The organism is Micromonospora sp. NPDC048040, from assembly GCF_055587185.1.
Genome location: NZ_JBVJGT010000001.1, coordinates 82,701 through 97,155, shown reverse-complemented (window position 1 = coordinate 97,155; position 14,455 = coordinate 82,701). Strand labels below are relative to the sequence as shown.

The following is a 14,455-nucleotide window of genomic DNA, read 5'->3' as shown; positions in this document are numbered from 1 at the left end:
GGCGTCCGCGCCTGGCCGGCGGCGCCGGGACCGGGCCGCCTCAGACCCGGGCGCGGTCGAGGCCGTAGGTGAGGGCGTCGACGAGGGCGTGCCAGCTCGCCTCGACGACGTTGGGGTGCACGCCGACCGTGGTCCAGTCGCGGCCGTTGCGGTCGGCGGTCTCCAGCAGCACCCGCGTCACCGCTCCGGTGCCGCTGCTGCCCTCCAGGATCCGCACCTTGAAGTCGGCCAGCTCGAAGTCGCGCAGCTGCGGGTAGTGCCGGGCCAGCCCGGCCCGCAGCGCCTCGTCCAAGGCGTTGACCGGGCCGTTCCCCTCCGCGGTGGCGATCACCCGCTCCCCGCGTACGCGGATCTTGACGGTCGCCTCGGAGACCACCGCGCCGTCCTCCCGGTGCTCGACCAGCACCCGGTACGACTCCAGCGTGAACGGCCTCGGCGGCGCGGTGTCCAGCTCGGCGCGGACCAGCAGCTCGAACGAGGCGTCGGCGGCCTCGAACGACCAGCCGTCGGCCTCCAGTTCCTTGACCCGCCCGGTCACCCGGGACAGCGCCTCCGGATGGCCGGCCAAGTCCAGGCCGAGCTCGCGGCTCTTGAGCTCGACGCTGGCCCGGCCGGCCATCTCGGTGACGAGGATCCGCATGTCGTTGCCCACCACCTGTGGGTCCACGTGGTTGTAGAGCAGCGGATCCACCTTGATCGCGCTCGCGTGCAGCCCCGCCTTGTGGGCGAAGGCCGCGGCCCCGACGTAGGCCTGGTGGGTGTCGGGGGCGATGTTGGCGATCTCGGCGATGGCGTGGGAGACCCGCACCATCTGCCCCAGGCAGCCGTCCGGTAGGACGGGCAGCCCGAGCTTGAGCTGGAGGTTGGCGACCACGGCGAAGATGTCGGCGTTGCCGGGGCGTTCGCCGTAGCCGTTCGCGGTGCCCTGGAAGTGCCGCACCCCCGCCTCGACGGCGGCGATCGTGTTCGCCACGGCGCAGGCCGTGTCGTTCTGGCAGTGGATGCCGAGCAGCTCCGGGCCCACGCCCAGCCGGGCGGTCAGGTCGGCGATGGCGGCGCTCACCTGGGAGGGCAGCATGCCGCCGTTGGTGTCGCAGAGCACGAACCGCTCGGCGCCGGCGGCGAGCGCGGTCTCCACCACGGAGGCCGTGTACGCCGGGTCGGACCGGTAGCCGTCGAAGAAGTGCTCGCCGTCGACGAAGACCCGGCGACCCTCCGCCACCAGGTGTGCCACGGTGTCGTGGACCATCGCCAGGTTCTCCCCGGCGGTGGTGCGCAGCGCCCGCTCGACGTGCCGCAGGTCGGCCTTGGCGACCAGGGCGACCGCCGGGGTCTGCGCGTCGAGCAGACCGCGCACCTGCGGGTCGTCGGCGACCTGCACCCCGGCCCGGCGGGTGGCCCCGAACGCCACCAGCAGCGCGTGTCTCAGGTCCAGCTCGCTGCGCGCCCGGCGGAAGAACTCCGTGTCCTTCGGCACCGCGCCCGGCCAGCCGCCCTCGATGAAGCCGACCCCGAGTTCGTCGAGCAGCCGGGCCACCGCGAGCTTGTCGACCACCGAATAGCTGAGCCCCTCGCGCTGGGCACCGTCGCGCAGCGTCGTGTCGTACACCTGGAAGGTCATCAGGGATCCTTTCGAGAGCAACAAAAAGACCCCCCGCGGATGCGGGAGGTCTGCGCGCTCGGCGGAGGGGAGGCCGGCGCGCTAGGTGCGAATAATCAGGTAGGTGCTGGTCACGATCGCTACTCTGCCACCCGAGCGCTGGTTTTGGGAGGCATAGTCCACATGACGGGACGGTGACGGAGGGTCGCGATACCCCGGCCGGCGCCCGTACACGGGCGGAACCGGAAGCTGGTGATCCACTTCACAAGTAACCCGGCCGCCGCCAGGCGGAAACAGCACTGAGGAAGTATCTGGAACCGATCCAGTTTTACCGGCCTCGTGCCACTGTCAAGGAGGACCTGTGCTCACTGTCGGTGACCGCTTCCCCGAGTACGAACTCACCGCCTGCGTGTCGCTGGACGCCGAGAAGGCGTTCGAGACGATCAACCACAAGTCCCACGAGGGCAAGTGGCGGGTCGTCTTCTTCTGGCCGAAGGACTTCACCTTCGTCTGCCCGACGGAGATCGCCGAGTTCGGGCGGCTGAACGACGAGTTCGCCGACCGGGACGCCCAGGTCCTCGGCGTGTCGGTCGACAACGAGTTCGTCCACTACGCGTGGCGCAAGGACCACCCGGACCTGCGCGAGCTGCCGTTCCCGATGCTCAGCGACATCAAGCGCGAGCTGACCGCCGCCTGCGGCGTGCTCGGCGAGGACGGCGTGGCCCAGCGGGCGACCTTCATCGTCGACCCGAACAACGAGATCCAGTTCGTCATGGTGACCGCCGGTTCGGTCGGCCGGAACGTCTCCGAGGTGCTGCGGGTGCTCGACGCCCTGCAGACCGACGAGCTCTGCCCGTGCAACTGGAACAAGGGCGGCGAGACCCTGGACGCCACCAAGCTGCTCGCCGGCGCCGGGGCCTGACCGTGGGTCTGGACGCGGTCAAGGCAGCTCTGCCGGAGTATGCCAAGGACATCAAGCTCAACCTCGGCTCCACCATCGGCACCAGCACGCTGAAGCCGGAGCAGGCGTGGGGCACCGCCCTGGCCTGCGCCGTCGCCGCGCGCAACCCGGTGGTGCTGCGGGAGATCGCCGACGAGGCGGCCACCCACCTCGGGCCGGAAGCGATCGAGGCGGCCAAGGGCGCCGCCGCGATCATGGCGATGAACAACGTCTACTACCGGGCCAAGCACCTGATCGGCGACGAGCAGTACCAGTCGATCCCGGCGCGGCTGCGGATGCAGATCATCGCCAAGCCGGGCGTGGAGAAGGCCGACTTCGAGCTCTGGTGCCTGGCCGTCTCGGCCATCACCGGCTGCGGCGTGTGCCTGGAGTCGCACGAGAAGACCCTGCGCGGCGCGGGCTTCAGCCGCGAGCAGGTGCACGAGGGGCTGCGCATCGCCGCCGTCGTGCACGCCGCCGCGGTCACCCTGGACGCCCAGGCCGCGCTCGCCTGACGCGTACGCCCCGGTGGGCCGGAGCCGCACGACGGCGCCGGCCCACCGCCGTCTCCAGCGCCGGCCCACCGCCGGTCCCCCGCCGTTTCCGGCGGCGACCGCCCGGGTAGCTCCTCCCAGGACGAGGACTCGATCCGGCGAGACGACTGGCGACAGTCGGGGCAGGAGTTGTCACATGGACAGGCTCGACCCGCACAGCACGCACGGCAGCCCGGACCCGGTGCGCCACGGCGGCCAGGGCGAGTTCGCCGGCGGCGCGCCCGCCGGCACGTTCGACCCGTGGCGCTACCGGGACACGGCGCGGGTGGCCGACGCCGACCTGGTCGGCTACAAGGTCGAGGCCAGCGACGGCGGCATCGGCAAGATCGACAACGCCAGCCACGAGGTCAACGACAGCTACCTGGTGGTGGACACCGGCCCGTGGATCTTCGGCCGGAAGGTCATGATCCCGGCCGGCACGGTGAACCACGTCGACCACGACGAGCGCAAGGTCCACGTCGACCGGAGCAAGGACCAGATCAAGGCCGCCCCGGAGTACGACGAGACCGCCGACACCGACCCCACCTACCGGGACCGGCTCGGCGGCTACTACGGCGAGACGTACTCGGCGATCCCGCCCGGCACCGCCCGGTAGTCACCGGCGCACGACGGTCTCCCGCCACCCGCGGGAGACCGTTACCGTGTCAACGTGGACGCCACCGAGGTCAACCGCAGGATCCCGTTCGCCACGATGTTCAACTTCCGCGACGTCGGCGGCCACTCCGGCCACGACGGGCGCACCGTCCGCCGGGGCCGGCTCTACCGCTCCGACTCGCCACACCGCATCGACGACGCCGACCGGGAGGCGTTCGCCGCCCTCGGCGTGCGCACGGTCATCGACCTGCGCCGCCCCTACGAGGTGGAACGCGACGGCCGGATCCCCCACTTCGACGGCCTGACCTGGCGCAACATCCACCCGCAGCACGCCGAGTGGGGCGAGCGGCCCTACCAGCCGGGCACCGACCTGGCCCGCTACCTGGCCGACCGGTACGCCGACCTCGCGGAGACCGGCACGGCCGGGCTCGCCGAGGCCGTCGGGCTGATCGCCGACAGCGCCAACGCGCCCGTGGTGGTGCACTGCGTCGCCGGCAAGGACCGCACCGGCATCGTCTGCGGGCTCACCCTCGCGGTGCTCGGCGTCGACGACGACGAGATCGCCGCCGACTACGCGCTGAGCACCGAGGCCGGCGAGCGGTACCGCGCCTGGTTCGAGGCCACCGGGCAGCAGGAGGGGCACACCCTGCCGGTGCTGACCTGCCCCGCCGAGGCCATGACGCTCTTCCTCGCCGAGCTGCGGGCGGCCCACGGCTCGGTCGAGGGCTACCTGCGCCACGCCGGCGTCACCGACGCCCAGCTCGCCGCCCTCCGCGACCACCTGCTCGACTGACGCGGGCGCGGCCGACGGCGACGCCGCCCCCGCGCCGGGACGGCGCGGGGGCGGCACGCTCGCGCGTACGGGTCAGAGGATGCGCCGGACCCAGCCGTGCGGGTCGTCGGCCATGCCCCGCTGGAGGTCGACGAGCTGCTGGCGCAGGGCCATGGTGACCCGGCCGGGCCCGCCGTCGCCGACCAGGAACTCGCCGTCGGGGAAGCGCACCTGCCCGATCGGGGTGATCACGGCGGCGGTGCCGCAGGCGAACACCTCGCGGAGCCGGCCGCTGGCCGCGTCGGCCTGCCAGTCGGCGAAGCTCACCGGCCGCTCCTCGATCCGGTGCCCCGCGCCGGCGGCCAGCTCGAGCACCGACTCCCGGGTGATGCCGGGCAGGATCGTGCCGGTCAGCGGCGGGGTGGCCACGGTGCCGTCGTCGTAGACGAAGAACACGTTCATGCCGCCCAGCTCGTCGACGTAGCGGCGCTCCACCGCGTCGAGGAAGACCACCTGGTCGCAGCCGTGCTCGATCGCCTCGGCCTGGGCCACCAGCGAGGCGGCGTAGTTGCCGCCGCACTTCGCCGCGCCGGTGCCCCCGGGGGCGGCCCGGGTGTAGTCCGGGGAGACCCAGACCGTCACCGGCTTGACCCCGCCCGAGAAGTACGCGCCGACCGGCGAGGCGATCACCACGTAGAGGTATTCGTTGGCCGGGCGGACGCCGAGGAACACCTCGCTGGCGAACATGAACGGACGCAGGTAGAGGCTGCCGTCCTCGCCCTCGGGAATCCAGTCCCGGTCGATCTCGACGAGCCGGCGCAGCGAGTCGACGAACGACTCCTCGGGCAGCGGCGGCATCGCCATCCGCCGGGCGGAGGCGGCGAACCGGGCGGCGTTGGCCTCCGGCCGGAACATGGTGACCCCGCCGTCGGGCGTCCGGTACGCCTTCAGGCCCTCGAAGATCTCCTGCGCGTAGTGCAGGACCGCGGCGGCCGGGTCCATCGGGATCGGCGCGCGCGCCTCGACCCGGGCGTCGTACCAGCCCTTGCCGTCGGCGTAGCGGATGGTGACCATGTGGTCGGTGAAGACCCGGCCGAACCCGGGGTTGGCCAGCAGGGCGGCCCGGTCGGCGACGGATACCGGCGCGGGATTCGGACGGATCTCGAAGTCGAGCTTGTCACCACCGCTCATCGCGCTGACCTCCCTGGGGACGGACGGCACACGGGTCCGCATGCCGAGAAAGATGGTGCGAGAAACTTACCCCGAACGGTCGTTCAGGGGGTAGCTACGCCCGGCGCATCGACGGCGCCGGACGGGTGACCCGCCGAGGCGCCCGTGACGTCGGAGGGGCGGCGGGCCTGGGGGGAGGCGCCCCGGTGGGGCGGGCCCGCCGGCCTCAGGAGGCGGCGTACCCGGCCAGCCGGTCGCCGACCTCCTCGGTGCGCAGCGGTACGCCCGGGGCCCGGCCGGCCAGCTCCGTGCCGACCGCGGCGGTGACCCGGGCCGCGGCGTCGGCGTGCCCGAGCTGGTCGAGCAGCAGCGCGGCCGAGAGCACGGCCGCCACCGGATCGGCCACGCCGCGCCCGGCGATGTCCGGCGCGGAGCCGTGCACCGGCTCGAACATCGAGGGGTAGGCCCCCTCGGGGTTGATGCTGCCGCTGGCCGCCAGCCCGATCCCGCCGGTGACCGCCGCGGCGATGTCGGTGAGGATGTCGCCGAACAGGTTGTCGGTGACCACCACGTCGTAGCGCTGTGGCTGGGTGACCAGGAACATCGCGGCGGCGTCGACGTGCTGGTACTCCGTGGTCACGTCGGGGTGCTCGGCGGCGACGGCCTCGAACGCGCGCGCCCACAGCGAGCCGGCGTGGGTGAGCACGTTGGTCTTGTGCACCAGGGTGACCTTGCGCCGCTCGCGGCGCGCGGCGCGGGCGAAGGCGTCGCGGATCACCCGCTCCACCCCGTGCCGCGTGTTCAGGCTCTCCTCGGTGGCGACCTCGGCGGGGGTGCCGCGGTGCAGCGCGCCACCGGCGCCCGCGTACAGGCCCTCGGTGCCCTCGCGCACCACCACCAGGTCGACCTCGCCGGGCTTGACGCTGGCCAGCGGCCCGGCCACGCCGGGCCAGAGCCGCGCCGGCCGCAGGTTGACGTACTGGTCGAAGGCGAACCGCAGCTTGAGCAGCAGGCCCCGCTCCAGCACGCCCGGCGGCACGGTGGGGTCGCCGACCGCACCGAGCAGGATGGCGTCGTGCCCGGCCAGCTCGCCCAGCACCGAGTCGGGCAGCACCTCGCCGGTGCGGTGCCAGCGGGCGGCGCCGAGGTCGTACTCGGTAGTCTCCACCCCCGGGAGCACGGCGTCGATGACCTTGCGGGCCTGCGCGACCACCTCGGGTCCGATCCCGTCCCCGGCCACCACCGCGATCCGTGCCACGTCCTGCGCTCCTTCGCCTCGCCGTTGGGTCCGACCGTACGCCGCTGTCCCGCCTCCCGGTACGAAGGTTCCATCATTCGGGAAACCGAGATGCACAGGAGGCTCTCAGGTGACATTCATGGTGGGGTCATCTCCGCTGCCTAGCGTGGTGACGAGCGGGTCACGGGGGCCCGCGACGGCACCGCGACGACGCGGCCCGCCGGCAGCGAGGGAGCACTGTCATGCGGATCGACCAGCAGCAACGGACCCGCTGGGTGGACCAGCCGGCCTTCCAGCCCCGCCGGCCGGACCTGCGGCTCGGCGCCCGTAGCCATCGCGTCGACCGCCCCGGCGCGGCCACCGACGACCGGATCGCCGTCCAGCACACCGTGCGGACCTCGACGGCGGAATACTCGCTGCTGCTCAACGCGCCCGAGTGGCTGGGCCGCCGGGGCGTCGGGGACGCTCTGCGCGACGCGGTGGCGGAACTGCGGGCCATCGACCTCACCTACGGCCCGAGCCGGCCCGAGAGCCTGGTCTCCCGGCTGCGCCGCGGCGAGATCAGCCCCGAGTCGTACCCCCCGCTGGCCGACCTGGTCGACCGCTGCGCGGCGATGCGGGCGGCCACCGACGGCTGGTTCGACGCCTGGGCGGTGCCCGGCGGCTTCGACCCGGGCGGCCTGCTCGGCGGGTGGGCGGTCGAGCGCGCCGCCGCCCGGCTGCGCGCCGCCGGCATCCACGACTACGCCGTGCTCACCGGCGCCGACCTGGTCGTACGCGGGCACGCGGCGCACGGCGGCCCGTGGCGGGTGGCGGTGCACCACCCGACGGATCGGCGCCGCGCGCCGCTGGTGCTGGAGATGACGGCGGGCGCGGTCGGCACGTCCGGGGTGAGCGGCCGGCAGGGGCACGTGGTGGACCCGCACACGGGCGAGCCGGCCGAGCAGTTGGTCGCCGCGACGGTGGTCGGCCCCGACCTCGCCGTCGCCGACGCCTACGCCACCGCGCTCTACGCCGCCGGTCCGGCCGGCCTCGTCTGGTTCCGCAACGGGTCGGACTACCGCGCGCTCTTCGCCCACCGCCGCTGAGCCGCCGGCCGGTGCCGTGCGGTCGGCCGGGTGCCGCCCGGTCGGCCGGGTGCCGCGCGGCGCGCCGAGCCGCCCGGCGGCGGGCGATGCGGAGGCCCGGTAGGCGCGATCGGCCCCCACGGTCTCGGCAACGACCGTGAGGGCCGGTCAGCGACGAATGCGCGTGGCTCGCGCAATCGAGGGGTGCGGGCCGGTCGGCCGGACGTCGACCTCGCCACCCGAAGACGGGCCTACGCCGCGAGCTCGGCCAGTGACCGCACCGGTACGCTAGCGAATCGACGTAACTCGACGCAAGGGTCTCCACACCGGACCGTCGCGGCACGGAAAGGCCCATCGGCGGGGTGATTTCGACGGGGTGAACGGCGGATGGCACGCTGTCCGCCGTGAGTTTCGATCTGAGCGTGTGGGCCCTGGCGGACGGGGCGACACCCGAGGACGTGCGGGCCGCGGTGCGGCGCTGCCGGCAGGGGCAGCACGTCGAGCGCCACCCGGATCCGCGGGTGGTGGCGTTCTACCGGGCGATCACCACCAGCTATCCGGACCGGCCCGCCGGGCGGGACACCCCGTGGGCGGTGGCGCCGCTGCACGCGGCGAACGACCACGTCGAGCTGAACCTGCACCCGACCTGTCCGGACCAGGTGCTGCTCGACATCGAGCGGCTGGCCGGCGAGCACGACCTGATGCTCTTCGACGCCCAGGACGGCTCGGTCTACCCGCCGCCGGCGCGCCTGCCCGGCTGACGCCCGGCGGACGACGAAGGGCCCGGCGGAATCGCCGGGCCCCCGTTGTCGTGCGTCAGCTCACTCGTCGCGCAGGTCGGCGGCGCTGGCCGCGACCGCCCCGATCGAGTCCGCCGCGGAGGTGAGCAGGTCCGCGCCGAGCGCCTGGTCCACCGTGAGGGTCATCAGCGTCTCGCCGCCGGCCTCCCGGCGGGCCACCTGCATCGCCGCGATGTTGATGCCGGCCTCGCCGAGCAGGGTGCCGACGGTGCCCACGACGCCCGGCCGGTCGACGTAGCGGAGGAAGACGAGGATGCCCTCCGCGCCGATCTCCACGTCGAAACCGTCCACCTCGGTCAGCTTGAGGACGTCCCGCGTGCCCGCCTGGGTGACCGTGCCGGAGACGCTGACCGTACGCCCGTCGGGCAGCGCGCCCCGGACGGTGACCAGGTCGGGGTGGTCGACCGTCTCGGCCTGGGTGACCAGGCTGACCTCGACGCCTCGCTCGGCCGCCAGGTGCGGGGCGTTGACGTAGGTCACCTGCTCCTCGACCACCGAGCTGAACAGCCCCTTGGTGGCGGCGAGCTTGAGCACCGACACGTCGTGGTTGGCGATCTCGCCGCGCACCTCGACGGTGACGCTGGCGGCGACCCCGCCCGCGACGGCGGTGAAGGCCCGGCCGAGCTTCTCGGCCAGCGGCAGCAGCGGCCGGACGTCCTCGGCGACGACGCCGCCGGCCTGCACGTTCACCGCGTCCGGCACGAACTCACCCTGGAGCGCCAGCTTGACGCTCTTGGCCACGGCCAGACCGGCCTTGTCCTGCGCCTCGGCGGTGGAGGCGCCCAGGTGCGGGGTGGCCACCACGTTGTCGAAGGCGAACAGCGGCGAGGAGGTGCAGGGCTCCTTGGCGTAGACGTCCACGCCCGCGCCGGCGACCCGGCCCTCGGCGATGGCGTCGGCCAGGGCCTGCTCGTCGACCAGCCCGCCGCGGGCGGCGTTGACGATCCGGACGCCGGGCTTGACGACGGCCAGCTCCTTCTCACCGATCAGGCCGACGGTCTCCGGGGTCTTCGGCAGGTGGATGGAGATGAAGTCGCTCTCCCGCAGCAGCTCGTCCAGGCCCACCAAGCGGACGCCGAGCTGGGCGGCGCGCGCCGGCTGGATGTACGGGTCGTACGCGATCAGCCGGGTGCCGAAGGCGGCGATCCGCTGCGCGAAGAGCACGCCGATGCGGCCGAGCCCGACCACGCCGACGGTCTTGCCCTGGATCTCCACGCCGGTGTACTTCGACCGCTTCCACTCCCCCGCCTTCAGCGCGGCGCTGGCGCTGGCGGTGTTGCGGGCCACGGCCAGCAGGAGCGCGACGGCCTGCTCGGCGGCGGAGACGATGTTGGAGGTGGGGGCGTTGACGACCATGACGCCCCGCGCGGTGGCGGCCGGCACCTCGACGTTGTCCAGGCCCACACCCGCCCGGGCGACGACCTTCAGCCGCGGCGCGGCGGCGATCGCCTCGGCGTCGATCTGGGTGGCGCTGCGCACGATGACGGCGTCGGCCTCGGAGAGCGCCGAGAGCAGGGCCGGACGGTCGGTGCCGTCGACGTGGCGGACGTCGAAGTCGTGGGCGAGCACCTCGATGGCGGCGGGAGCGAGTTCTTCGGCGATCAGTACGACAGGAGTCATTGGTCCTCGTAGTTGTCGTCAGAGCGGGTAGGCCGGGCTGCGGGACGCCGCGCTGCGCCCTGCACTGATCCGTGCCATGGCCGTCAGGTGCCGGCTACGCACCTACCCGCGATCGTAGGGGGCCGGCCGGCCGGCATGTCCCGGACCGTGGGGTGAGTGCCCTCACAACAGGTGACGACCTGCCGGTCAACGGCGCACGACGGGGCGCCCGCGCCGTCTCGGCGAGGCGGGCGAGGTCCGTTCGGGGCGGGTGGCTCCGGCTCGGATCGGCCGGGTGGCGCCGGCGCGGCGAGCGGTGTCGGTGGGTGGCGTCAGCGCGGCGAGCGGTGTCGGTGGGTGGCGGAAAGGAGGCGGCCCGGCCGGGCGCCGGGGAGAGGGCCCGGGCCGGGCCGCCGGGGGTGTTCGTCAGGCGGTCTCGGTGATCGGGCGGTCGACCCAGCTCATCATGCCGCGCAGCTTGCGGCCGGTCTCCTCGATCGGGTGCGCCGCGCCCTCGGCCTGCCACTTGCTGAAGTTCGGCCGGCCGGCCTCGTCCTCGGCAACCCACTCCCGGGCGAACTCGCCGGACTGGACCTCGCTGAGGATCTTGCGCATCTCCTCCTTGACCCGGGCGTCGATGACGCGCGGCCCGCGGGAGAGGTCGCCGTACTCGGCCGTGTCCGAGATGCTGTAGCGCATCTTGGCGATGCCGCCCTCGTACATGAGGTCGACGATGAGCTTCAGCTCGTGCAGGCACTCGAAGTACGCCACCTCGGGGGCGTAGCCCGCCTCGGTGAGCACCTCGAAGCCGGTCTGCACGAGCGCCGCCGCACCGCCGCAGAGCACCGCCTGCTCGCCGAAGAGGTCGGTCTCGGTCTCCTCGGTGAAGGTGGTCCTGATCGCGCCGGCCCGGGTGCCGCCGATGCCCTTGGCGTACGACAGGGCTAGGGCGAGCGCGTTGCCGCTGGAGTCCTGCTCGACGGCGACCAGGCAGGGCACGCCCTTGCCGTCGGCGTACTGGCGGCGCACGAGGTGACCGGGGCCCTTCGGGGCGACCATCGCCACGTCGACGTCGGCCGGCGGCTTGATCAGGCCGTAGCGGATGTTGAAGCCGTGGCCGAAGAAGAGGGCCTTGCCCGGCTTCAGGTTCGGCGCGATCGAGTCGGCGTAGAGGCGGCGCTGGGCCGTGTCCGGCGCCAGGATCATGATGACGTCGGCCTCGGCCGCCGCCTCGGCCGGCGTGACCACCCGCAGGCCCTGCTCCTCCGCCTTGGCGCGGCTCTTGGAGCCCTCCGGCAGACCGATCACCACGTCGACGCCGGAGTCGCGCAGCGACAGCGCGTGCGCGTGGCCCTGGCTGCCGTAGCCGATCACGGCGACCTTCCGGCCCTGGATCAGGCCCAGGTCGGCGTCGTCGTCGTAGTACACCTCAACGCTCATGATTTTCCCTTTCGTACGGCGGCCCGGGCGGCCCGTCGTGGATCTGTGCGAATGGCGGTTTCCGGCGGCGCGCCGCGCCGGCCAGGTGGGCGGGTCGGGCGGCGCGTCGCGTGGGCGGCCGGGGTCAGGCGGCCCGGAGCGAGGGCCCGGCGGTGATGGAACGCGAGCCGCGCCCGATCGCCACCAGCCCCGACTGGACCATCTCCTTGATGCCGAAGGGCTCGAGGTCGCGCAGCAGCGCGTCGAGCTTGTCCGGCGTGCCGGTGGCCTCGATGGTCAGCGTGTCCGGTGCCACGTCGACCACCCGGGCCCGGAACAGGCCGACCGTCTCCAGGACCTGGGCCCGGGCCGCGCGGTCGGCGCGCACCTTGACCAGGAGCAGTTCCCGGGCGACCGAGACCTGCGGGTCCAGCTCGACGATCTTGAGCACGTTGACCAGCTTGTTGAGCTGTTTCGTCACCTGCTCCAGCGGGGACGACTCGGCGTTGACCACGATGGTGATCCGGGAGACGTCCGGGTTCTCGGTCTCGCCGACGGCGAGGCTGTCGATGTTGAAGCCGCGCCGGGAGAACAGGCCGGAGACGCGGGCCAGGACGCCCGGCTTGTTCTCCACCAGCACGGACAGGGTGTGCATCGTCATGCCACGACCTCGCTGCGCACGGTCGCGTCCTGACGCGGGTGGGGGCGGAACCGAATGATTCGCTCGCTCATGGTCAGAGTTCGTCCTCGTCGAAGGCGGGGCGGACGCCCCGGGCGAACATGATCTCGTCGTTGCTGGTGCCGGCGGCGACCATCGGCCACACCATGGCGTCCTTGCCGACCACGAAGTCGATGACCACCGGGGCGTCGTTGATGGCCATCGCGGCCTCGATGGTCTTGTCGACGTCCTCCGCGTTCTCGCAGCGCAGGCCGACGCAGCCGAGCGCCTCGGCGAGCTTCACGAAGTCGGGGATGCGGTGCTTGTGGGTGCCGAGGTCGGTGTTGGAGTAGCGCTCCCCGTAGAAGAGGGTCTGCCACTGCCGCACCATGCCGAGGTTGCCGTTGTTGATCAGGGCGATCTTGACCGGGATGCCCTCCAGCGCGCAGGTGGCCAACTCCTGGTTGGTCATCTGGAAGCAGCCGTCGCCGTCGACCGCCCAGACCACCGTGTCCGGCTTGCCGACCTTGGCGCCCATCGCCGCCGGCACCGCGTAGCCCATCGTGCCGAGGCCGCCGGAGTTCAACCAGGTGTACGGCTTCTCGTACGAGATGAACTGGGAGGCCCACATCTGGTGCTGCCCGACCCCGGCGACGTAGATCGCGTCCGGGCCGGCGATCTCGCCGAGCCGCTTGATCACGTACTGCGGGGAGAGGGTGCCGTCGGCCGGCTCCTCGTAGCCCAGCGGGTAGCGCCGGCGCAGGTCGTCGAGCTGGGTCCACCAGTTGGCGGTGTCGGCGCGGTGGCCGGCCGACTGCTCGGTGGTCACCGCCGCGATCAGCTCGTCGATGACGTGCCGGGCGTCCCCGACGATCGGGACGTCGGCGTGCCGGTTCTTCCCGATCTCGGCCGGGTCGATGTCGGCGTGCACCACCGTCGCGTCCGGGGCGAACGAGTCCAGCTTGCCGGTGACCCGGTCGTCGAAGCGCGCGCCCAGGGCCACGATCAGGTCGGCCTTCTGCAACCCGTAGACGGCGGCGACCGTGCCGTGCATGCCGGGCATGCCCAGGTGCTGCGGGTGCGAGTCGGGGAACGCGCCCAGCGCCATCAGCGTGGTGACCACCGGGATCCCGGTCAGCTCGGCCAGCCGGCGCAGCCCCTCGGTGGCGCCGGCCTTGAGCACGCCGCCGCCGACGTAGAGCACCGGGCGGCGGGCGGAGGTCATCAGGCGGGCCGCCTCGCGGATCTGCTTGCCGTGCGGGTGCAGGGTCGGCCGGTAGCCCGGCAGGTCCAGCGTCGGCGGCCAGGTGAAGGTGGTGGGCGCCTGGAGGACGTCCTTGGGGATGTCGACCAGGACCGGCCCGGGCCGGCCGGTGGCGGCCAGGTGGAACGCCTCGGCCAGCACCCGCGGGATCTCCTCGGCGTTCTGCACGAGGAAGTTGTGCTTGGTGATCGGCAGCGTGATGCCCTGGATGTCCGCCTCCTGGAAGGCGTCCGTGCCGATCGCCGGCCGCGCGACCTGGCCGGTGATCGCCACCATCGGCACCGAGTCCATGTACGCGTCGGCGATCGGGGTGACCAGGTTCGTCGCGCCGGGGCCGGAGGTGGCCATGCACACGCCGACCCGGCCGGTCGCCTGGGCGTAGCCGGTCGCCGCGTGCCCGGCGCCCTGCTCGTGACGGACCAGGATGTGCCGGACCGTGGAGTCGTAGAGCGGGTCGTACGCCGGCAGGATCGCGCCGCCCGGAATACCGAAGACGACGTCGACGCCGAGCGCCTCGAGGGACCGCACGAGCGAGCCGGCTCCGGAGACCTGGGCCGTGGCGGGTGTGCGTACCCCCGGGACGGCCGGGGTGGCCGCGGCGCGGGTGGCGCCGGCGTGGTCGGCGTCGGTCGCCGGCTCGGCGGCCGGGCGGGCGCGCCGGGCGGAGTGGGCGAGTGTCTCTGGCGTGGGTCTCGTCATTGCGGTTCAGCCCCTCGGCTGGAGTGGGTGCGGCTGTTCGAGCGGTGTGACGCGGGGCACGGGGCCCCCGTCGATGGGTTCG

At 73.1% G+C, this 14,455-nt stretch carries 13 protein-coding genes; 6 read left to right on the top strand and 7 right to left on the bottom strand.

The features are described from left to right. Positions 1 to 40: 40 nt before the first annotated feature. A complete protein-coding gene (gene cimA, locus ACZ6O2_RS00390) occupies positions 41 to 1,621 on the bottom strand; it encodes a citramalate synthase (RefSeq protein ID WP_350704757.1) in 1,581 nt (526 codons plus the stop codon). Between the two features lie 340 nt (positions 1,622 to 1,961). Between cimA and ACZ6O2_RS00385 the strand changes: the two genes are divergently transcribed. From ACZ6O2_RS00385 to ACZ6O2_RS00370, 4 genes are all read left to right on the top strand, one after another. Beyond that, on the top strand, positions 1,962 to 2,522 hold the full coding sequence (locus tag ACZ6O2_RS00385; protein WP_350704756.1) for a peroxiredoxin: 561 nt from the start codon (positions 1,962 to 1,964) through the stop codon (positions 2,520 to 2,522). Positions 2,523 to 2,524: 2 nt separating this feature from the next. Next, positions 2,525 to 3,055, top strand: coding sequence for an alkylhydroperoxidase, AhpD family (ahpD, locus tag ACZ6O2_RS00380; protein WP_350704754.1), 531 nt, complete (start codon positions 2,525 to 2,527; stop codon positions 3,053 to 3,055). Between the two features lie 175 nt (positions 3,056 to 3,230). Beyond that, positions 3,231 to 3,689: a PRC-barrel domain-containing protein gene (locus ACZ6O2_RS00375; RefSeq protein ID WP_350704752.1), complete on the top strand. Its 459-nt coding sequence runs from the start codon at positions 3,231 to 3,233 to the stop codon at positions 3,687 to 3,689. A gap of 54 nt (positions 3,690 to 3,743) precedes the next feature. After that, a complete protein-coding gene (locus ACZ6O2_RS00370) occupies positions 3,744 to 4,481 on the top strand; it encodes a tyrosine-protein phosphatase (RefSeq protein ID WP_466021525.1) in 738 nt (245 codons plus the stop codon). A 72-nt stretch (positions 4,482 to 4,553) separates the two neighbouring features. Here the strand turns inward: ACZ6O2_RS00370 and ACZ6O2_RS00365 are convergent, their stop codons facing one another. Then, positions 4,554 to 5,651 (bottom strand): branched-chain amino acid aminotransferase, encoded by a 1,098-nt coding sequence (locus ACZ6O2_RS00365; protein WP_466021524.1) that lies wholly within the window; start codon positions 5,649 to 5,651, stop codon positions 4,554 to 4,556. 205 nt (positions 5,652 to 5,856) lie between these two features. Continuing rightward, positions 5,857 to 6,888 (bottom strand): 3-isopropylmalate dehydrogenase, encoded by a 1,032-nt coding sequence (locus tag ACZ6O2_RS00360; RefSeq protein WP_350704749.1) that lies wholly within the window; start codon positions 6,886 to 6,888, stop codon positions 5,857 to 5,859. A 221-nt stretch (positions 6,889 to 7,109) separates the two neighbouring features. Between ACZ6O2_RS00360 and ACZ6O2_RS00355 the strand changes: the two genes are divergently transcribed. Beyond that, positions 7,110 to 7,955 carry an FAD:protein FMN transferase gene (locus ACZ6O2_RS00355; protein WP_350704747.1) on the top strand — a complete coding sequence of 282 codons (846 nt, stop codon included), beginning with the start codon at positions 7,110 to 7,112 and terminating at the stop codon, positions 7,953 to 7,955. 383 nt (positions 7,956 to 8,338) lie between these two features. Then, positions 8,339 to 8,695, top strand: coding sequence for a hypothetical protein (locus tag ACZ6O2_RS00350; protein WP_350704745.1), 357 nt, complete (start codon positions 8,339 to 8,341; stop codon positions 8,693 to 8,695). A 60-nt stretch (positions 8,696 to 8,755) separates the two neighbouring features. Here the strand turns inward: ACZ6O2_RS00350 and serA are convergent, their stop codons facing one another. The 4 genes from serA to ACZ6O2_RS00330 all read right to left on the bottom strand — a co-directional run bounded on the left by serA (position 8,756) and on the right by ACZ6O2_RS00330 (position 14,373). After that, on the bottom strand, positions 8,756 to 10,354 hold the full coding sequence (gene serA / locus ACZ6O2_RS00345) for a phosphoglycerate dehydrogenase (protein ID WP_350704744.1): 1,599 nt from the start codon (positions 10,352 to 10,354) through the stop codon (positions 8,756 to 8,758). Between the two features lie 405 nt (positions 10,355 to 10,759). After that, complete coding sequence (gene ilvC / locus ACZ6O2_RS00340) at positions 10,760 to 11,773, bottom strand: ketol-acid reductoisomerase (protein WP_466021523.1); 1,014 nt, start codon at positions 11,771 to 11,773, stop codon at positions 10,760 to 10,762. 124 nt (positions 11,774 to 11,897) lie between these two features. Next, entirely contained in the window at positions 11,898 to 12,413 is a 516-nt protein-coding gene (gene ilvN, locus ACZ6O2_RS00335; RefSeq protein ID WP_089001623.1) for an acetolactate synthase small subunit, read from the bottom strand. Between the two features lie 73 nt (positions 12,414 to 12,486). Next, positions 12,487 to 14,373: an acetolactate synthase large subunit gene (locus ACZ6O2_RS00330; RefSeq protein ID WP_466021522.1), complete on the bottom strand. Its 1,887-nt coding sequence runs from the start codon at positions 14,371 to 14,373 to the stop codon at positions 12,487 to 12,489. Positions 14,374 to 14,455 lie beyond the last annotated feature (82 nt).